Genomic DNA, 21047 nt, shown 5'->3' on the forward strand with positions numbered 1-21047 from the left:
TTTTCCTTTTAATATTTTAATTGCAAATATATTTGTTCTAAATCTAATTCTTTGAAATTTGGTATGGTGAAATAAATCCCATTCTGTGTTTTAGATTGTTCTTTAATATTTTTTTGAAATGCTCTTGTAAAGAGATATATTACTCCTCCAAAATATTTATTATATTCTTCTGGATTTTTAAAGAGTATTTTTTTTGTTCCTAGTGCGTAAATTTTATATTGTAAGTCATACTTTTCTTGTTTCATTTTCTTTTTTAAGTTCGTTAAATTATAATCTTTTAAATTTGCTCCAAGATAATTTGTTTTATAGTCTAAAATGTATACTTTATTATTTATCTTAAATATAAGATCAATGATTCCCTTTATATATCCTTCATTAAATGTTAAATCCAACTTGTTGTAATTTTTAAAGAGAGACTTTTGTTCATAAATTTTTGTATCTATCTTGATTAAAAATTCCATTTCTTTTTGTAATTCTTGAATATCACACAGTCTTGCGTCAATAAATCTGATTTTTGTATTTAATATGTTATAAATCATTTTTATTAGCATTTCTTGTATCTTGGGTGTATTTAGCTTTGAATTGAAATGTTCGATTCTTTTTTGTATAAGAGCAATATTGATTTTTTGAAAATTGTTAAAATCATCTTTTGCGTCGCTAAAATTTATATCTTTCATTATGACATGTAAAATATTACCAATATCTTTACCCTTTGGGAGTGTTTCTTCAGTACAATTAGCATCATTGTCATAAGTCTCATCATCTCTTGTTTCTTGATTTGCATGGTAAGTTGATTTATAGCTTGATGCAAGACTTGTATAGCTATGTGTATATTCTCTTCTAAATAAATGTTTGTTTATTGGTGTTGGAGGGATTAATTTTATTTCTTTGTTATCATTTTTTTCTAATTTATTGAATTTATGGGTTTTAATCAGATTGTATACATTAAAGTCTAAATTTATTTTATCGATTGTTTTTATTTTTGCTAGATCTAACATTTTATTTATTATTGTGCCTTTATTGATAATGAATAGTGCGAATCTTGATCGTGTTGTTCCTACATAAAAAATATTTTTCTCTTCATTTAAAATCTTATGTTTGGCAGATTGTTGATTTTCTTTTAATTTTAAAAAATCATATTTTATCCTATTTTCTAAGCAAAATTTATAAAATGTATCTGATTTTTTCATTAAGTTATCATTGTGTTGAATATCACCTATGAGAAATACGATATTAATACTTAGTCCTTTTGATTTATGAATTGTCAGTATTTCTATGGATTGATCACCTTGGGTAGTGATTTGCTCTTCATCTTGTTCAGTATCTTTATTGAGTATTAGATCTTCTAGAGTGCATATTAATGATTCTATGGTTTTATCTTCATAGTAAATTTTGGAAATAAAGTCTAGACTTATTTCGTAGTTCTTAAGTTCCTCAAATTTTTTCTCATTTATTAGGGTTTCTCTGTAGCTTTTTTTTGATTGTGCAAATTCAGTAAATGTAGTATTATTAAAAAATTTTGCCAAATTGAGCCATAAATCCTTCTTTGATATGATTTCATCTATTGCTTTTATTAATGTTATTTCTTGATTTTCAAGTAAATATATTATGTCACTAATGGCTGCTTCTATGTGTTTTATTTCATTTTTTTCAAGTAGACTTAGGTATAACTCCCACGGAAGGTTTATTATTTTGCTAGTTAAGATATAGTTTAGAGTTTGAAAATTTTGTTTTCTGTCGAAACATTTTATAAGGTAAAATATTTCGCTAAATTCTTTCGTCTTAAAGAATGATTCTTCGATCTTATTCGTTTTTATATTTTGATTTTTAAGTTCCTTATCTATTAAATCTATTTCCTTACTTGTTCTGCAAAGTACTTTTATGTCTGATTCTTTAATTTGTCTAAGTTTATTGTTATCATAAATTTTTCCGTTTGTTAGTAGATATTTTATTGTTATAGCTGTTTTTTGTAAAATATTTTCATCTTCACTTTCAGTTTCTATTATGTTTATTGCTTCTATTTCTTGATCATTTATAAAAATTTTATTTTCGTCATTCTTAGACTCTGTTTTTGACTTGGTAAATTCTATTTGTTCGATTTTAGCTGTGTGTGTTTTATTATAGATATTATCAAACATAATATTTAAAGGTTCAACTAATTTTTTATTTGATCTGTAATTTGTTAGTAAGGTTATTTTTGCGTTATCTTTTATTTGATCTTTTATACCTTGGTTATAATATGATATATCAGCATTTCTAAATGTATAAATTATTTGCTTAGGATCGGCTATAAATATTAGTTTTATGCCACAAGAATTAAGTAGTTTAAATATTTCTATTTGTATTAGGTTTAAATCTTGTGCTTCATCTATTAGTATTATTTTATATCTGTTTTTTATTGAATTTAATAGTTTGTTATCACGAGATTCCAGGTGTTTTTTGAAGTTTAGCATTATATGTTTTTGGTCTATTGTGTTTGTTGCATTAATGATATTTGCAAGTTCTTTTTCTATATATTTAAGTATTTTATATTCGATTTTTAGGTTAATAAATCTTTTTAGTGTGTTTTTATCTTCTTTATTTGTATTTGTTTTATGGCTAAGTTCTCTTAAAGCGGTTTGTATTTTTAGTTCCTTAGGTAAGAGAGTGACATTTTTTTTAAGATTGGATTCTATTATCTTCGAAAAAAATTTGTTGTTTGCAAGTATGTCTGTTATTTTCACTATATCTTTTTCATTACTATATTTTATTTCTGATATTTTAATTCCTTGATTATGTTTATTTAGGAAAGTTCTTTTTTCTTCCATAGTCATTTTGTTTAATGCTTCGACTATTGAGTTATACTCATGAATTAATCTATCTTGATTTGTAAGCATTTTTTTAAAAATCGTTTGAGTTTTTATCCAATCCCCAAGTTCTTGTGTCTTGTCTCTTTTATACCCTTGTCTTATATATTGAATCATGTCTTTTGTAGTTTTAAATTTAGACTTAAAGATTTCAAATTCATCATCTTTGATTGTTAATTCTTTTTTTAATGAATCCGCTTTTCTTAAAAATTCATAAACTATTTCGTCTATTTCTGATGTAAAATTTTCTTTTACACTGTATCTGACAAAGTGTTCTGTTTCGATTTGAAAGTTGTTTAGAGAATGTAGTGCAAATTTGTTTATGGTTGAGATAAATATTTTATTTGATTGTTCGTAAATTTTTTTTAAAGATTTATCTGTTTGTGAATTTTGATATGCATTTTCAATTGATTTCAATATTCTAATATGCATCTCTTCTGTTGCTTTTTTTGTGAATGTTAGCACTAGAATCTCGCTTGGAGAGTATGTTTTATTTATTAGTAAGTTTGTAATAGTATTCTCAAGTATGTAGGTCTTTCCAGTTCCTGCTGAAGCCTCAATTAATATTTTTTCGTTGTATTTGATTTTATCTATTATTTCTTTCATGGGATTAACCTTATACCTTGATGAATTTAGTATAAAAATCTTGAAGTAATTTTTCTAAGTTGTCGTTTATGTTTAAATCGTGAGTGTCTTTAAATCTGTTATAATATGGACACCATGTTATGTCTTTTTGTTGAAGAATGAATTCCATATCTTTGTTAATATTAATGCTTTTTTGTGGATATTTTATTTGTGTTTTTAGTACTGTTGGAAATTCGTTTATGTCTTTTATTTTAATTAAACTTTTTTGTATTAAATCCTTATAGATGGGAGTAGGATAGCTTGAAATATATGCTATTTGTTTTAATAAGTTTGTAAGGTCTAGGTAGTTTATCGTTTCATTTGTATATTGATTCTCAAGTGATAATTTAGAAGTTTTATAAGTTATTCTTATTTCTTGAATTGATTCTATATTTGCAATTGAGCTTTTTAACATTAATCCTATTATGTATAGGTTGATTTTTCTGATAATTTTGTCTTGACCGTAATCTTTTTTCTCTAAATTGACGTAAAAGTATCGATTATCTATTTTATATATGTTTTTGAGTTTTCCATTTAACTTAAATTCTATTGTTTCGCCTTCGAAGTTAATGAATATGCTTTTATTTAATGTGATGTCAGTTTCCTGCATTTTGAAAAATTCCTGAAAATTGATAACAATATTGTTTTTAATTTCATTGAATTTTTCTATGAATTCTTCTTTGATGGTTGTTTTTTTGATGTTCATGGGAATTATTCCCTTTTGAATTTGATTTTCAATTATATTATCTATTTTCTCTAATATATATTCATTAGTTTCATTTTTTATATATTCATGTATTGGTATGAGATTATTCATTAGCTTATAATTAAAATTATCAATGTCGATAATCTGTTCTTCTTGTTTTTTCTTAATATCACCAATTTGGCTTATATCTTTAATGTATACATTTAATATTTCTTCATAAAAGTATTTGTATGGATTAGTTATAGCTTTATTTATGTCTTCTATCCTTAGTGTTATTTGTTTTTTTAATTTAAGTCTTTTCTGTTTAAAGTTTGGATGTTTGCCTTGTTGTAGTGATTTTGCAATATTAAAGGCTTCTGTGTCATAGTTAATTAGGTAATTGGCTTTTTCGTATTTGAAGTATTCAAAATCGTAATTTTCACTTGGGTGTATTTCAATTTTTAGTTCTTGTCCCATATCTTTTATGTAATTTATTATCTTATTTATTACTTTAGGTTTATTGATATCTGGATTTAGAGATTCGCTTAGTGAGTAATAGAAATAGAATTTGTTTGATGCTGCAAAGATTATTTTAATTAAATTTGAAATGTTCTCTTGTTCCAGATTGACATAGTCATAATATTCGTTTAATAAGTTCATGTTATCAAAATGAATGTTTGAGTTTAATTGATGGATTCCTAAAAAGTGAATTTCAGATTTTTGTAAATATTCGATTTTATCAGAGCTTGCAACAAGTATACCTATATTTTGATTGTTTGATTGATATGCTTTTTGTTCGATGCTCTCTTCAAACATTATTTTGAAAAGAGCAAAATCAACTTTTCTGTCTTTAACTTTTGTCATGTAATCTTTGTAAAGGTTTTCATTAAAATCTCTTGAAAAGTTTTTAAGGTATTGTATTCTTGTGTTTATATATTCATCAATTTTGTTGTTATCTTCAAGTTTGATATATTTATCTATGAAAATATCCATTATTTCTGCCCATTCATATATTGTATATTCTTGTTCTCTGAAGTACATTATGTCTTCATATAGGCTTTTTATTATGCTTATTAATCTTACTATTGAATCTGGATCTTGAAAGCTTATGCTCTCTTGACAATTATTGCATTCATATTTTTCATTAAACATTGTAGATGTGAGGAATCTATCAAAGCCATTTTCCCATGAATTTAAAAAATTCTTGTCATAAGATAAGCTTTCTTTATGAGTATCATTCATTCCAAAATTAATATTCACTGCATCGTTAAATTTTATTAAGTATTCTAATTCACTTATTGAGATGTTGAATTTATTCATTACTTTTGTGTTACTTAAAAATTCAATTATTTCTTTTCTATTAAAATTACTAATCGTTCCTCTGTTTGAAATGAAGAGTTGCATTAATTGCTTTAATGCTATTACACTTTTACTTTTTGAGACATCTTTAGAATCTAAAATAGTAAATTCAAGTTCATATTTATTTAAAAATTCTTCTATGTATGGTAAGTATATGTCCATATCTTTTGGTAGGTAAGTTATTACAATATCGTTTATTTTTAGATGATTATTTTGTGTTGAATGTAAAATATTATTTACTAGAATTTCTACCTCTCGTTTTTTTGTTTTTGCCTCTATTATTTTGAAACTATTATCTAAGTTTAATAGAGGAGTACCTTTTATAATATTGTTTTTGAAACTTGCTAAAAAATTTTTCTCTTCAAATAATTGAATATCAGTTTCTTCTTCTATTTGTGTACTTGAATTGCATTTTTTGATTTTTACTGGTACTAGTTCATCTATGAAGGCAGATTTGATTTGAGTTGTATCTTCAAGTATTAATTCGTATACTGTAATGTCGAAAATTTTTTGCAAACAATGTAAAATCTTTCTGTCAATTTCTCTAGTCTCTCCAATTATTATTATTCTTTTTGTTTCAATGCTTTGCTTAGGCTCTGTTATTTCTTGTTCAATTTTCTCGTGCAAGTTAAAAAGGTTGATTTGATTTTCAAATAGTTTTTCAAACATTTCCTTTTGCATGGATTCGTAGTGAATCTTATTCTGATCTTCAAATAAAAATTTATTTTGTCTCCAATGATCAATCAGATTTGGAAATTTAGAGTAGTATTTATGAAATAAAGTTATTATCTTTGATGCAAAGATATATCTGTTATTTGTCGATTTAAATTGCTTGATATTTTTTATTTTATTGTCTTTTAACATGTGATACAGAATAAATTTTTCTGTTTCTGAGTAAAGGAGCAATGTATTGTTTTCTAAAAATTTTTTTATATTGTGATTTTCCATTGAGAGATTATATATCATTTTTATTATGTTTTGTTTTACATTGAGGTTATATGAGACTTCATTCAGGGTTGCTATATATTTTTTTATTTCTTCGCTTAAAATGTTACTTTTTAAAATGATGATGGTTTCTTTTTTAAATATGTCATCATTTTTAATTAATTCTTTAATTTTATTATAAATCTTGCTTACTTTATTTGTTTTATATATCTTATACATGTTATACACATATTATACATAGTGTTATAGTTTTTTGTTTTCTTTAATGAGTTTGTTTCTTAGATTTTTTAATTTCTCTGTAATGCTTACTTTATATATGTGTGGATTTATGAGCCTTTTATGTGTATGATCGATATTTTTAAGATCACTTTGAACCCTTGCTCTTATATGTTCGAGACTTAATTCGCAGGTTTGACAAATTTTGTTGTTTTCAAAAACTGTATTTATTAAAAATTCAAAGCTTTCATATGTTTTTATTTCTTTGAATGTATTGTCTTGTATAGGGTGGAAAATTGTAAATTCCTTTTTTAAGCTTAACATTTTTTTTATTTCTTCTTCTTCTTCTTTTAAAAAAATTAGATCAAAAATCATTTGTTCATTTGAGTATATTCTGACAACTCCTTTTTGAGAGGGTAGTGTTGCTTTATTAATGTTATTTGACATTTTCATTTTAGGAATAAATTTGCCGTTTTGTTGAATTGATGTCATTTTGTAGACTCCTGAGAGATTGGATTCTCCTTTTGCAGTAACTAGATTGGTTCCTACTCCCCAGAAGTCGATAGGCGCATGAATTGAGTTTAAATACATAATAATTTCTTCATCAAGTTCGTTTGATATAATAATTTTTACTTCAGATAGCCCATTCTCATTAAGTGTTTTTCTAACTTGTTTGCTTAAGTATTCAAGATCACCACTGTCAATTCTAACAGAAAAATTTTTGCTTCCTTTGCTCTTTAATGCTTTGAAAACTTTTATTGCATTTTTAAGACCACTGTTAAGTGTATCATAAGTGTCAATTAACAAACTTACATTATTTGGATATATTTTCGCATATTCCCAAAAGGCCTCTTCTTCATTTTTAAAACTCATTATCCAGCTGTGAGCCATTGTGCCAATGACAGGAATATTGTATTTATATCCTGCAAGTACATTGCTTGTAAAATCAGCACCTCCTATGTAAGCAGCTTTACTTGCTGAGAGTGCGCCATTAATTCCTTGCGCTCTTCTAAGACCAAATTCTGCTAGATTTTTAGCCCCGGCTTCTTTAATTCTTGCTGTTTTAGTTGCAATTAGGCTTTCAAAATTTATTGTATTTAATACCAGTCCTTCTATGAGTAAGAGTTCAATTAGATTTCCTTCAATGATTAGTATGGGTTCATGGGGAAAAACGATTCTTCCTTCTTCTATTGAGCTTATTTTTATGTTTAATCTAAATGTCTTTAAGTATTTTAAAAATTTTTTGTCAAAATACTGTAAACTGTCTAGATATTCAATCTCTTCGTCTCTGAAATGTAATTCTTTTAAAGCATTAATTAATGTGTGAATTCCTGCTAAAATTATGTATCCATTTTTAAATGGCGTTTTTCTGAAAAACATTTCAAATTTGACTTTTGGATTGATATTTTTTATGAAGTAAGCATTCATCATTGAGAGTTCATAAAAGTCTGTAAATAGTGATAAGTTTTTCATTTCTTATACATTATACACTATACCGATTATAACACTATATTTGTATTTGATTTTTAGAAATTTTGTGGCAGTTCGTTTTGAACCGTCATTGTTGTGATTAAATTTAATGTAGGTATAACTATTATTTACAAAGGGATATTATGTCATAGTTTTTGATGGAACAATAATAGTATAATTATTTGTTGGAGATATTTTATGAGTGAAAAGAATGTATCTAATTTTGATGTTATAATATTTGGTGTTACTGGCAATTTGTCTAGGAGAAAACTTATTCCTTCTCTTTTTAATTTGTATAAGGATGGTCATATTAATAATTTTAGAATTATTGGATTTGCGAGAAGAAACTTTACTGATTATGAACTTAAGGTTTATATTAAAGATTCGTTGTGGCAAGAAGAGTCTACTGCTTTAATTGATGATTTTTTGAAATTTTTTGTTTATTTATCAGGAGATTTTAGGGAAAAGGATGCTTATGTAAAATTGTCATCTCTTTTAGATAATAGAGATAGGATATATTATCTTTCAACATCACCTGAGTTTTATGAGGCAATAATTGAGAATTTAAAGCCGTATTCATTTAGTAATACTTCTTATTTGTCTAAGATTATTCTTGAAAAGCCTTTTGGTAGTAGTCTTGATACAGCTAGATGTTTGAACACTCTTCTTTATTCTGTGTTTAGTGAAGAACAAGTTTACAGAATTGATCATTATTTGGGCAAAGAAACCGTTCAAAATATTTTTACATTTAGGTTTGGGAATTCTATTTTTGAAAATATTTGGAACAATCGTTATGTGGATTTTATTCAAATTACCGTAGCAGAAGAGGCAGGCATTGATGGTAGAGCTGAGTATTATGATTCTGTTGGTGCCTTAAGAGATATGGTTCAGAATCATATCTTACAACTTTTAAGTTTAATTGCAATGGAACCTCCTATTGGATTTAGTGCTGACTTTATTCATGATGAAAAGGTTAAGGTTTTAAAAAGTTTAAGAAAATTAAGTAGAGATACTATGCAAAATCATATTGTCAAAGGACAATATATTTGTTCTCAGGTACAAGGGATTTTAAAAAAAGGATATAGAGAAGAAGCTAACTTTTTAAGTATTTCAGATACTGAAACTTATTTGGCTATGAAATTGTTTATTGATAACTGGCGTTGGTCTGGGGTGCCTTTTTATATTAGGACGGGCAAAGCGCTTGTGAGGAAATTTTCAGAAATATATATTCAATTTAAAAAGTCCGATTTCACTATTTTTAATACTGGTTTGATTAATCTTTCAAATGCTTTGATTTTTAGAATTCAACCGAGAGATGGCATTGAAATTAAGTTTAATACTAAGCGACCGGGATATAATTATGATATTCAGGAAGCTAATATGGAATTTTCTTATCATGCTTCATTTAACAAATTTTTTAGTGAATCTTATGAGAGATTACTTTTTGATGCTTTTTTGGGTGATAAAACTTTATATGCTCGCAATGATGAAATTGATAGTTCTTGGGAATTTGTATCAGATATTCTTGATAAATGGGAAGACATTAAAAATTGGGATTATTGTTATGGATCAGAAGGACCAGTTGAAGCAAATATGATTTTAGAAAAGGACCATTTTTGGCGTAAAATGTAGGTATTTAAGATATTAAATTTATATTTGTTAAGTTAATTAAGATAAAATTTATGCCTACTTTATTTGTTGTTATAGATATTTATACTGTCTTAAATGATTTTCTTATTTTGTATTTTGTTGGTTTAACCAGAGTATTGTTTCATAGTTTTATTACAAAGTAATTATATGTAAGTATATGATTGCTTTAAAAAAATAATCTTCATGTAATTTATAATTTTCTCTTTTATATTCAATTTTTTATTCAATCTGAATTTATTTTTTTAAAATAAAATCTTTAAATATTATGTTTTGTGGTATAATATTAGAAATACATATCCATATTTTTAGACTTATAATTAATTAAGGTAATTTATTTTACTGTTTTTTGTCTGTGGAATTTTGGTGAGAAATGTAGTGAGTGTGAGATTAAATTGGATTTTGCTCTTTATTGGCAAGATTTTTTTCTATTCTTTGTAAAAGGGTAAGTAATTTTGAAATCAGTTAAAGTATTAGTCTTAAACTATGTTAGTTTTGTGTGAATTGTTTTTCATGAATATTGTAGATTATTTGTTTTATTGCTTTCACAGAAAAGGCTTTTGTTTAAGGTTAGTATAATTTTATTGGAGTTTTATGCAAATTTGTAAATATTTATGTATTATGAAAAAAATTTAGTAAGGGAGAAGGTTGAAATGCTTAATTTTTTTCTCGATACTGAGATGGTAAATTTTTTTGTTGTAATTATAATGAAGAATATTATGAAAAATAAATGGTTAGGGTTGATTGTTAAGATTGAAAATTTAATGCGGAGGTGGGAGTTCTACAGGTTTGATAGTTATATCTCTTCCTGTCATAGTTGATGGTATTTTTTTGCTAGTGATTATGATCTCTATACTTGTTTGTGATAGGTCTTTGCAAAAGAAGTATCTATTTATGATAATATTCCTTCTCATAGAAGTTGTTTTCTTATAGATATGTTTATTTATATTTTGGCAGGTCTGTAGGATGTAAGAGTATTGTTCCTTCCATAGGTAGTTATAGTTTTAATTTCTCAACTATTTTTCTATTTTTTGTCTATGGTTAGCCTTGATATAAAGGGATTTTTTAGATTATTGCTAAAAATAAATTGATTTTAGATTTCTTAAGTTAAATAAGAGAACTAAGTAATAATTCATAAATGCATGAATTGTAAGGGGGGTTAAAATGAACAAAGTTAGTCATGTACAGCCAAATTTTTTAGGGCTTGTTCCTTTTCTTGTTTTTATTGTTGTTTATGTAGGAACAGGAGTGGTTTTAGAGATTCAAGGTGTAGAGATGGCTTTTTATCAAATGCCACCAATAATTGCTATGTTATTAGCTGTTGTTACGGCATTCCTTTTATTTAAGGGTTCGTTTATAGATAAGATGAATGACTTTATTGAAGGATGTTCACAGACTGATATTATATTTATATCTTTCATCTTTATGATTTCAGGTGCTTTTTCGGCTGTTTGTAAAGAAATAGGTAGCATTGAAACCGTAGCAACTATTGGACTTAGGTATATACCTGCTAATTTGTTGATAGCAGGCATATTTTTAATATGCCTTTTTCTATCTACTGCAACTGGAAGTTTTCTTGGAACCGTTGTGGCTATTACTCCAATTGGATTTGAAATAGCAGATAAAAGTGGTATCCCATTGCCAATGGTTGCAGGAGCTGTGCTTGGAGGTGGTGCTTTTGGTGATAGCATGTCTTTAATATCAGATACAACTATTATTGCAAGTCGTACACAAGGAGTTAAAATTATAGATGTTTTTAGAAATGGTGCTTTTTTTACATTTCCTGCATCTATTTTATCAACTGTAGCATTTGCTGTTTTAGGCTCTTATATTGGTGGTATTGGAGTTAATGTTGAACTTGGTGAGATAAGTTATTTGAAAGTGATTCCTTACCTTTTTGTTATAATTTTTGCGTTTTTAGGAGTGGATGTATTTTTAGTTTTATTTTTTGGAATATTGATTGCTGGTGGTATTGGCATTGTTAATGGTGATTTAACTTTGCTTTTAATGTTTAAAAATATTAATGCTGGACTTTTAGATTTAAGTGAGATGCTTATTCTTGTTATTTTTACAGGAGGAGTTTCTTATATGACTATTAGGCATGGGGGTTTTGAGTGGATTTTAACTAAGTTGAAGTATTTTGCTAAGTGCAGAAGGAGTGCCGAGTTTACAATTACTTTTTTAATAATTATGGTGACAGGTTTTCTTTCAAATAGCGGTCTTGCAATTTTAGTTAATGGGACTGTTACTAAGGGTATATCTGAAGCAAACTCTGTATGTCCTAAGCGTTGTGCAGCATTGCTTTCAATTTCTTCTTGTGCGTTAATTGGTGCTTTGCCATATGGTATGCATATGATAAGTTTGATAAATATTGCAAAAGGGACCATATCTCCACTTGATATCATGCCATTTTTGTTTTATCAAGTATTTTTAGGCGTCATTATTATTGTGTCCATAGCTTTTTTTGGGTTGAAAAATCAGTTTTTAAATTCTGCTAAAGTTTGATTAAGATAAGGCACCTTTTAAATAAAAGGTGCCTTGGATTTTGTTAGGATGATAATTCTACATATATTCTCATTTGTTCTTCTTTAACTTCTTTAGGTACTGTTTTAAATACTTCGTGGTTTGAAAAGTTTGTTGGAAGAAATTTTTCTTCTAAGTATATATTTATTTCAGGATTTTCCTTTGCTTCTTCCTGTAATCGATTCAATACATTTTTGTTTGGTGAATTATATTTTGTCTCTTTAAAGTTTGCATAAGATGCCTCATTTTCATAAAGAAAGTTTATGAATTTATAAGCAAGTTCTTTATGAGGTGCGTCTGATGGAATTACCATGACATCAACCCAGATATTTGTACTATTAGGTACATAAAAGTCTAAATTGGGATCTTTAAGCATTGCATCTAGTGCTTCTCCGCTCCATGTTAGTTGGATTGATGATTCACCATTGAGTATTAGTGATTTTGCAGCAATATCTGAAAAATAACCTATTACCAAGGGAGATTGTTTTTTGAGTAGTTCCTCGGCTCGTTTGATTATGGATATGTTGTGTTCATTGAAGGAATAGCCAAGTTTTTTAAGTGCAACCCCAATATTTTCTTTTGGCGAGTCTAACATTGCAATTTCTTGTTTATATTTTTCGTTAAATAGTATATCAAATTCATTCATGTCGTTTATGTCAACTTTGGTTTTGTTATAAAGTATTCCCATTACTCCCCAAAAGAGAGGTACAGAATAAAAATTACCAAAGTCATGTTCTAGATTGTAAAGTTTATCTAATATATTATTTTTTACATTTTGCAGTTTTGAATAATCTAGCTTTTCAATTTTGCTTTCACTTATTAATTCTCCAATCAAATATTCTGATGGAACTATGATGTCATAATAACCTTTTGTGTTATTAAATTTTGCCATCATTTCTTCATTGTTATTGAAACATTCATAATTGATTTTTATATTATTTTCTCTTTCAAATTGAGCTAGTAATTTTTCATCAATATATTCTGCCCAGTTGAGGACATTAAGAGTACTTTGTGTTTTTTGAGAAGAACAAGAGGTGACTATTAAAATTATTGCTAATATTAAAAATTTTTTCAAAATTTAACTCCTTATTATTAAATTTCTGTATCTACTGTTAATTTTTTGATTCCTACACATTTATTTATAATAAATAGAAGGCTGAGTATTACAAAAAATAGTATAGAAGAAATGGCATTAATTATTGGTTTTATTCCTCTCTTAGTTAAAGAGTTTATGAGTATTGATAAATTATTAAACCCTTGGCCTGTTGTGAAAAATGATATTAAAAAGTCATCAATCGATAATGTAAATGCAATGAGCCCCCCTGTTACCACACTTCCAATTATTTCTGGATATATTATGTTTTTAAAAATTTGGATTTCTGATGCTCCAAGATCTCGAGCTGCATCAATAACGTTTTCTGAAAGAGAATATAATTTAGGCAAAATTATTATTATTATGTAAGGTGTTGAGAAGATTATGTGAGACATTAGCATTGTAGAAAAACCCAGCTGTATTTTTATCAAAGAAAAAAATGTCATTAAACTAATTCCTGTTACGATGTCAGGATTAATTATTGGTATTTTATTGATTGATAACAGGATGGTTTTTATTTTTTTGTTTTTTGTTTTGTAAATACTGTAAGCCCCCAGAACACCAATTACAATAGAAATTAAGGATGATACTATTGCTATTAATAAAGTATTATATATAACTATTTTTATTTGCTGTGATGCAAAGACTTCCTTATACCATTTTAGGCTAAATCCTTGAAAAAAAAATCCATTATTCCCTGCGTTAAAAGAATAAATTATTAAAATTAATATGGGCGCATAAACAAATCCAAGTGTCAGAAATAAAAAAGTATTTTTTAGTATTTTAAGCATATTAATATCCTTATTTTATGTTGTTTTTTGCATTAATTTAAGTATTATTAAGTTGAATATCAATATTACTATCATTACAATAAATGAAATAGCAGCGCCAGTATGCCAATCTTCTACGAATAAGAATTGTTTTTCAATTAAATTGCCGATTAAAATTTGTTTAGCGCCACCTAATAGATCTGATATGATCAACACTGTGATTGAAGGTATGAATACCATTATTATTCCTGTCGCAAGATATGATAATGTTAATGGTAGCTTTATGTATAATAATACTTGCCACATTCTTGCACCAAGGTCCCTTGCAGCTTCAATATATTCATATTTTATTTTCGAAAGTCCTATATATATTGGTAAGACCATAAATGGTAGAAAATTATATACCATACCGATTATTACGGCTTTTTCATTGTAGAGCAGTTCTATAGTTTCAAGTCCCATGGCTTTTAGCAAATTATTAATAATTCCATTTTTTCCTAATATTCTGATCCAAGCATAAGTTCTAAGTAGGGTATTGATCCACATAGGGAGTATTATCATTATGATGAGCATATTTTGAACGCTTTTTTTTGACATGGATATGAACCATGCGGTGGGATATCCAATTAGCATACAAAATATGGTTGTAATTAAGGCAAAGTTTATGCTTCTTGAAAAAATTCTTAAGTAGCTTGGTTCTAATAATTTTATAAAATTTGCAAATGTGAGTTCATTTTGCTCATTGAAAAATCCTAAACCTATTATTATTACTAATGGGAAGATAATAAAGATTGATAAGAATAAAGTATATAGTATTAGAATTATTCTATTCATATTTATTATTCCTTGCACATTACATGAATATCATCAGGGCCTAATGAGATATCAACTTCTTCACCAACTTTTGTCAGTTTTGTGCTTTGAACTAACCAATGAGATTTTTGAATTTCTAGTGTCATTTCGTAGTGTACACCCTGGAATACAGCTGAAGTAATTATTCCACTTAAATGTCCCTGGCCTTTTGGTAATATTTTTACGTCTTCTGGTCGTATTACAAGGTCAACGGGTTCTTTATTTTTAAATCCTTTATCAAGACATTTGAAATCTTTACCAAACATTTTGACTATAAATTCTTTTTCGTACGTTCCTTCAAAAATATTGCTCTCGCCAATAAAACTGGCTACAAATCTTGTTTTGGGTTCATTATAAATTTCTTCCGGTGTTCCAATTTGAAGGATTATTCCTTCATTCATTACTACTATTCTGTCGCTCATTGTTAATGCTTCTTCTTGATCGTGTGTGACATAGATGAATGTTATTCCAAGCTTTCTTTGTATTTTTTTAAGTTCTTTTTGCATTTCTTGTCTCATCTTTAAGTCAAGAGCTGAGAGTGGTTCATCTAATAATAAAAGTTTAGGTTCCATAATTATTGCTCTTGCAATTGCGACTCTTTGTTTTTGTCCACCTGATAGTTCATTAATATTTCTGTAAGCGTATTTTTGCATACCAATTAAGGAAAGTGCGGCTTTTACTTTTTCTTGAATTAAATTTTTGTTTACTTTTTTCATTCTAAGTCCGAATGAGATATTGTCGAAAACATTCATGTGTGGGAAGAGAGCATAGTTTTGAAATACAGTATTAATTTCTCTTTTATTAGGTGTAATTTTTGAAATCTCTTTTGATAGGAAATGAATTTCTCCTTTGTTTTGATTTAAAAAACCCCCTATTATTTTTATTAGTGTTGTTTTACCGCATCCTGATGGACCAAGTAGGGTAATAAATTCATTTTTTTTAATTTTTAAATTAATTGTATCTAGAGTTTTATTATTACTATCAGTATAATAATGACTTAAGTCTTTAATCTCTAGGATGTAATTATTCAACTAATGGGACCCCCCTTTTTTGCATGTGTCTATTGAACCACATGAAACTAGATTATACTTTATATTAATGCTTATGTAAATGACTTGTATTTATTGTTATTATGACGTTTTACGTCAAGTATAATTTTTCCAAATTTTCCTTCCCTATATTCTTTTATTAATATTTTTGATGCCCGTTCAATGTCTATTTTATGTTTTTTATTTATAAATCCTCTTGTTTTTGCAAATTCTTCTAAAATTTCAAGTGAATTTGTTGATATTATATTATATTTGTTTAGTAATTTGGTTTTGTTATTTATGTGCATTTTTTTAAGTAGATATAGCGCAAGTTCTGTATTATCTATTATTTCATTTTTTATCATATCTAGTATTGCAAGTTTTTTTGCAATCTCTTGATCTTCTAAGTTGTGCCATAAGATTCCCGGCATGTCAAAGATATTAATTCTTTCGTTTATTTTTAATATTTGTATATTTTTTGTGTGTCCTGGTTTATTTGCAACACTTGTGCTTTTTTTTCCTACCAGTAGGTTAATTATTGATGATTTTCCAACATTTGGCACTCCTATTACTAATACTTTTATTTTTTCTTCGTAAGTTTTAATTTTTTTCACATTAGCTATTTTTATTATGTTATCTATTATTTGTTTTTTCATTCCTTTTTTGTATATGTTTGTGATTAGTACATTATTTCCAAGTGTTTCAAAATATTCTCTCCATTTTAGAATTTCTTCTTCTTGTGCAAGATCTGATTTGTTTAAAAGTATTATTTTATTCCTATTTGAATTTTTAATAATTTTTTCAGTTAGTGGATTTTGGCTACTAAGTGGAGCTCTAGCGTCAAGTATTTCTAATACAATATTTGTTCTTTGGAGATTTTCTTGGATTAAGTCTAATGCTCTTTTCATATGACCAGGGAACCAGTTGATTTTATTTGACATTGTTAAATTATAGCTTAATTTAATCAGATATGAAATTTGTGTTTTATGCACTTAAATTTATGATGAATTGAATCTTTTTTAAAAATGGTATAGTTTGTAAATTTAAGATTGCTTTAAACGATTAAATCATAGGAGGTTTTATATCATTGAAAAAATTAAAAAAGGTCTAATTGTATCTTGCCAAGCTCTTGAAGGAGAGCCTTTACATAGTAGTTTTATTATGTCTAAGATGGCCTTAGCAGCAAAGATGGGAGGGGCAGTTGGAATTAGGGCCAATAGTGTTCTAGATATTCATCAAATCAAATCAGAAATTGATTTGCCCATAATAGGTATTGTTAAGAGAGTTTATAATGATTCTCCTGTTTTTATTACGCCTACTATTAAAGAAGTCGATGAACTTTGTAGTGAAGGGGTTGATGTGATTGCTCTTGATGCTACTCTTAGAAAGCGTCCCGATGGTCTTTTGTTGTCTGAGTTTTTTAATAAGATTAAAGAAAAATATCCAAGTCAGCTCTTGATGGCAGATATTGCTTCTTTAGAAGAGGCTGTTAATGCAGATAGACTTGGATTTGATTTTATTGGTACGACTTTACATGGATATACCAAGGATACTGAAGGGTGCAATATTGCAGATAATGATTTTGCCTTTTTAAAAAATTTACTTAAGTGTAATTTCAAATCAAAGTTAATAGTTGAGGGAAAAATTGATACTCCTCTTAAGGCTAAGAGAAGCTTTGAGCTTGGGGTTTCTTTAGTTGTTGTAGGTGGAGCTATTACACGGCCTATGGAAATTACAAAAAAATTTGTTGATAAAATAAATGAGGTTAAAGAAATTTGGGAGTATTTATAATATCTAATGTGTTTCTTTTGTAGACATATAGGAGGGTTTTATGGGAAAATTTTTTGAAAATGCCCAAAAATTTGGACGTTCTTTTATGTTGCCTATTGCTATTCTTCCCGCAGCAGGATTATTTTTGGGTATTGGAGGTGCTTTATCTAATCCGGCAACTGTCAACACATATTCTTTTTTGAATGTATTTTTTCTTCAGTCAGTGTTTAATATAATGCGTACCGCCGGTGCTATTATTTTTGTTAATTTGCCACCAATATTTGCAATTGGAGTTGCCGTTGGACTTGCAAAATCAGACAAGGGAACAGCAGGACTTGCTGCTTTTATTGGATATCTTGTTTTGAATTCTACTATTGGTATTTTAGTTGATATGTTTAGTAATTCCGAGGAACTCTCAAAAGGAGCTGTTGGATTAATACTTGGAATTAGAACTTTAGAAACAGGTGTTTTTGGAGGAATTATTGTTGGCATTTTAACTTATTATCTTCATAATAAGTTTAATAAAATTGAATTTCCAAAAGTTCTTGGATTTTTTTCAGGTTCTAGATTTATACCAATAATAGTTTCTTTTTCAAATATTTTTCTTGCTGTATGTATGTTTATATTTTGGCCATACATGCAAGCTGGGATTAGCAAAATGGGTGTCTTAGTGGATGCAACAGGATATGTTGGTACTCTTATTTACGGGATTTTTTTACGAATGCTTGGTCCTTTTGGACTGCATCATATATTTTATTTGCCTTTCTGGACAACAGGTCTTGGTGGTTCTGAAATTATTAATGGTAAGTTAGTTGAAGGAACTCAGAATATCTTTTTTGCTGAACTTGCCTCTCATAGTACTGATAAATTTTTTATTGGAACTAGTCGTTTTATGAGTGGAAGATTTATTACTATGATGTTTGGATTACCAGGTGCTGCTCTTGCGCTTTATCGCCTTGCAAAGCCTAATCAAAAGACAAAGGTTTTTGGTCTTTTATTCTCATCAGCTTTAACTTCTTTTTTGACAGGAATAACAGAACCTCTTGAATTTTCTTTTCTTTTTGTGGCACCAGTTCTTTATGTGCTTCATGCAGTATTTGATGGTTTTGCATTTATGTTTGCTCATATTTTACAAATCACAATAGGACAGACTTTTTCTGGAGGATTTATTGATTTTATTCTTTTTGGAATTTTGCAGGGGAATGCAAGAACAAATTGGGTTTTAGTTCCATTGGTAGGTGTTTGTTGGTTTTTCCTATATTATTTTAGTTTTGCTTTTTTAATATCTAAATTCAACTATAAAACCCCTGGGAGAGAAGATACTATAAATTCTAATGACACATTTCTTTCTGATGCAACTGTCAAGGGAGATAATGTTGCATCTCAAGTAATTATGGGACTTGGGGGTAGTGATAATATTATTGAACTTGATTGTTGTGCTACAAGGCTTAGAGTTACTGTGAAAGATTCGCTTAAAGTTTTAAAAAATACCTTGGAGAATACAGGAGCAAAGGGAATCCTTATTAAGAATAGTGGCGTGCAGGTGATTTATGGTCCTGGTGTTAGTGTGCTTAAAAATGAAATTGAAGAAATTCTTGGTAATTAATTCCAGGTTTAATTTTTTGAGCAAGTGTATACTTTTGTATATCACTTGCTTTTTATATTTTTAATAAAATCAACCGCATGTTTTGTTAAATAAGATGTATTTTGAGCACTCCTGTAACTATGATTTCCTGCAGGAACATGGGAGTGAAAGCTTTCAACAAGGATTATTGGTATTGTTTTTTTATATCCCCCATATTCACTTATGAATTTATTTATTGTTTGAGAATCTACTGTAGGGTCATTTGGGGAATAAGCTATTGTTAGCGGAGTTTTTATCTCATTGAAACCATTATTATTAATTAATTTAACGAGGCCCATCATTGCAATTATTGAATCGACTTGTCGTATTGGTGAATGGAATGGTGTGATCTCTTCATGTTCTATTCTTTTATTTTGCCTTATTTCAAGTTCATTATATCCACCTGTTATAAGGTAAGCAATTTGACGTCCCCAAGGATAGTAAATTAAACTTGTTCTTTTATCTTTAGGATAAATATTAGGTGATATTAAAACGGCAGAATATATTTTGTCTGGGTAGTTTTTTAATGCCCAAATAGCACAAGCTCCACCGTTTGAGGTTCCAATGAGTATTAATTTTTCTCCTATTGATTGTCCAATTTGAATGGCTTCATCAATATCTCTTAACCAGTCTTTAGTTTTGACGTCTTTAAATGCGTTTTTGTCGTTAATTCCGTGTCCTTTGAGTCTTGTAAAGAAGATATTTGCGTTTAATGCTTTTGCTATGTTATTTGGGATAGGATAAATCTCATTTTTAGATGCTCCAAATCCATGAATATATATTACTGCGTATTCTGTTCTTTTTTGATCCCCGTTCCATATGATTTCTTTTTTTGTATTTGCTTCTAGATTGAACTTGGATTCTTCAGTTAGTAAGTATTGATCAATTTCTCCAAGTTTATTGGGAATTTTGGTTTCTTCAAATTCATTTCTAAATTTCATTCTTGGTCCTACTACTATTAAAAGAAGTAAGAATATCAAGATAAAAATTGTGTTTTTTATATTCATATATTGCTTTCCTTTAATTATTTTCATAATCAATATTAGATTTTTCTTTTTTAGATTGTTGATAACAATTATTACATGATCCTGAGTAAATAATTTCAATGGATTTGGTTTTCCATTCTTCTCCAAGTTTGTCTTTCAGAATATCTTTAATGTCATCAAGTTGGATGGGATAGACTTGATTGCATTTGTTGCATTTAAAGTGAGCTATTGTAGAAGTCAAACTTAGATAGAATCTTGTTTCTTTTTGATCGGTTGTTTTTATATCTTTAAGAATATTACGTTCTTTTAAAATGTTTAATGTATTATACACTGTTGCTTTTGATAAACTTGGTATTTCTTTTATTAATTTATTGTAAATTTCTTTTGCTGTAAAATACTCTTTTGGATTTGAGGCAATGTGTAGAATTATTCTATTTCTTGAATGTGAGGCTTTCATGCCCAACTCTGTTGTTAATGATTTTAGCAAGATAGGGTCATTAGTAATTCCGACTTTTTCTAAAGTGGAATGTACCTCTATTGTATTGTTGTTCATATATAATACCCTTTATTATTTAAGATTAAGTACTTTAATGTCCTTATAGAAATAAT

General features: G+C 27.7%; 14 protein-coding genes. 4 read left to right on the plus strand and 10 right to left on the minus strand.

Going from position 1 to position 21047, the window contains the following annotated elements; all coding sequences use genetic code 11:
* Positions 1-8 precede the first annotated feature (8 nt).
* From recB to BT0_RS03215, 3 genes are read right to left on the minus strand one after another with little or no spacing between them, the layout of a single operon-like run.
* Positions 9-3452: an exodeoxyribonuclease V subunit beta gene (gene recB / locus BT0_RS03205; protein ID WP_011772569.1), complete on the minus strand. Its 3444-nt coding sequence runs from the start codon at positions 3450-3452 to the stop codon at positions 9-11.
* 10 nt (positions 3453-3462) lie between these two features.
* Entirely contained in the window at positions 3463-6678 is a 3216-nt protein-coding gene (locus BT0_RS03210; protein ID WP_041178506.1) for an exodeoxyribonuclease V subunit gamma, read from the minus strand.
* 24 nt (positions 6679-6702) lie between these two features.
* The gene (locus BT0_RS03215; RefSeq protein ID WP_011772571.1) at positions 6703-8148 is read right to left on the minus strand and encodes a nicotinate phosphoribosyltransferase; all 1446 of its coding nucleotides are present in this window, start codon (positions 8146-8148) and stop codon (positions 6703-6705) included.
* 195 nt (positions 8149-8343) lie between these two features.
* On the opposite strand from BT0_RS03215, the gene zwf reads away from it, so the two are divergent.
* Complete coding sequence (zwf, locus tag BT0_RS03220) at positions 8344-9777, plus strand: glucose-6-phosphate dehydrogenase (RefSeq protein ID WP_011772572.1); 1434 nt, start codon at positions 8344-8346, stop codon at positions 9775-9777.
* A 1179-nt stretch (positions 9778-10956) separates the two neighbouring features.
* A complete protein-coding gene (locus tag BT0_RS03230; protein WP_011772573.1) occupies positions 10957-12297 on the plus strand; it encodes a Na+/H+ antiporter NhaC family protein in 1341 nt (446 codons plus the stop codon).
* A gap of 43 nt (positions 12298-12340) precedes the next feature.
* On the opposite strand, the gene BT0_RS03235 is transcribed toward BT0_RS03230, so the two are convergent.
* From BT0_RS03235 to ylqF, 5 genes are all read right to left on the minus strand, one after another.
* Positions 12341-13390, minus strand: coding sequence for an ABC transporter substrate-binding protein (locus tag BT0_RS03235; RefSeq protein WP_011772574.1), 1050 nt, complete (start codon positions 13388-13390; stop codon positions 12341-12343).
* A gap of 17 nt (positions 13391-13407) precedes the next feature.
* A complete protein-coding gene (locus BT0_RS03240; protein WP_011772575.1) occupies positions 13408-14199 on the minus strand; it encodes an ABC transporter permease in 792 nt (263 codons plus the stop codon).
* Positions 14200-14214: 15 nt separating this feature from the next.
* Positions 14215-15012 carry an ABC transporter permease gene (locus BT0_RS03245; protein WP_041178508.1) on the minus strand — a complete coding sequence of 266 codons (798 nt, stop codon included), beginning with the start codon at positions 15010-15012 and terminating at the stop codon, positions 14215-14217.
* Between the two features lie 5 nt (positions 15013-15017).
* On the minus strand, positions 15018-16061 hold the full coding sequence (locus tag BT0_RS03250) for an ABC transporter ATP-binding protein (protein WP_011772577.1): 1044 nt from the start codon (positions 16059-16061) through the stop codon (positions 15018-15020).
* A gap of 71 nt (positions 16062-16132) precedes the next feature.
* Entirely contained in the window at positions 16133-16999 is an 867-nt protein-coding gene (gene ylqF / locus BT0_RS03255) for a ribosome biogenesis GTPase YlqF (RefSeq protein ID WP_041178509.1), read from the minus strand.
* A 142-nt stretch (positions 17000-17141) separates the two neighbouring features.
* On the opposite strand from ylqF, the gene BT0_RS03260 reads away from it, so the two are divergent.
* Together BT0_RS03260 and BT0_RS03265 are read left to right on the plus strand one after the other, a co-directional pair.
* A complete protein-coding gene (locus BT0_RS03260) occupies positions 17142-17849 on the plus strand; it encodes an N-acetylmannosamine-6-phosphate 2-epimerase (protein ID WP_041178510.1) in 708 nt (235 codons plus the stop codon).
* A gap of 40 nt (positions 17850-17889) precedes the next feature.
* Positions 17890-19434 carry a PTS transporter subunit EIIC gene (locus BT0_RS03265; RefSeq protein ID WP_011772580.1) on the plus strand — a complete coding sequence of 515 codons (1545 nt, stop codon included), beginning with the start codon at positions 17890-17892 and terminating at the stop codon, positions 19432-19434.
* Between the two features lie 41 nt (positions 19435-19475).
* Here BT0_RS03265 and BT0_RS03270 read toward each other — a convergent pair whose 3' ends face one another.
* A complete protein-coding gene (locus BT0_RS03270) occupies positions 19476-20459 on the minus strand; it encodes an alpha/beta hydrolase (RefSeq protein ID WP_041178580.1) in 984 nt (327 codons plus the stop codon).
* A gap of 13 nt (positions 20460-20472) precedes the next feature.
* On the minus strand, positions 20473-20991 hold the full coding sequence (locus tag BT0_RS03275) for a transcriptional repressor (RefSeq protein ID WP_011772582.1): 519 nt from the start codon (positions 20989-20991) through the stop codon (positions 20473-20475).
* Between the last annotated feature and the right edge of the window lie 56 nt (positions 20992-21047).

It is taken from the genome of Borrelia turicatae 91E135, assembly GCF_000012085.2.
Lineage (GTDB): Bacteria > Spirochaetota > Spirochaetia > Borreliales > Borreliaceae > Borrelia > Borrelia turicatae.

Bases quoted from the DNA above. Each gene is read 5' to 3' on its own strand.
- BT0_RS03265 (WP_011772580.1), top strand. From the start codon at position 17,890: ATGGGAAAATTTTTTGAAAATGCCCAAAAATTTGGACGTTCTTTTATG.
- BT0_RS03215 (WP_011772571.1), bottom strand. From the start codon at position 8,148: ATGAAAAACTTATCACTATTTACAGACTTTTATGAACTCTCAATGATG.
- BT0_RS03245 (WP_041178508.1), bottom strand. From the start codon at position 15,012: ATGAATAGAATAATTCTAATACTATATACTTTATTCTTATCAATCTTT.
- recB (WP_011772569.1), bottom strand. From the start codon at position 3,452: ATGAAAGAAATAATAGATAAAATCAAATACAACGAAAAAATATTAATT.
- zwf (WP_011772572.1), top strand. From the start codon at position 8,344: ATGAGTGAAAAGAATGTATCTAATTTTGATGTTATAATATTTGGTGTT.
- BT0_RS03240 (WP_011772575.1), bottom strand. From the start codon at position 14,199: ATGCTTAAAATACTAAAAAATACTTTTTTATTTCTGACACTTGGATTT.
- BT0_RS03230 (WP_011772573.1), top strand. From the start codon at position 10,957: ATGAACAAAGTTAGTCATGTACAGCCAAATTTTTTAGGGCTTGTTCCT.
- ylqF (WP_041178509.1), bottom strand. From the start codon at position 16,999: ATGTCAAATAAAATCAACTGGTTCCCTGGTCATATGAAAAGAGCATTA.
- BT0_RS03270 (WP_041178580.1), bottom strand. From the start codon at position 20,459: ATGAATATAAAAAACACAATTTTTATCTTGATATTCTTACTTCTTTTA.
- BT0_RS03275 (WP_011772582.1), bottom strand. From the start codon at position 20,991: ATGAACAACAATACAATAGAGGTACATTCCACTTTAGAAAAAGTCGGA.
- BT0_RS03210 (WP_041178506.1), bottom strand. From the start codon at position 6,678: ATGTATAAGATATATAAAACAAATAAAGTAAGCAAGATTTATAATAAA.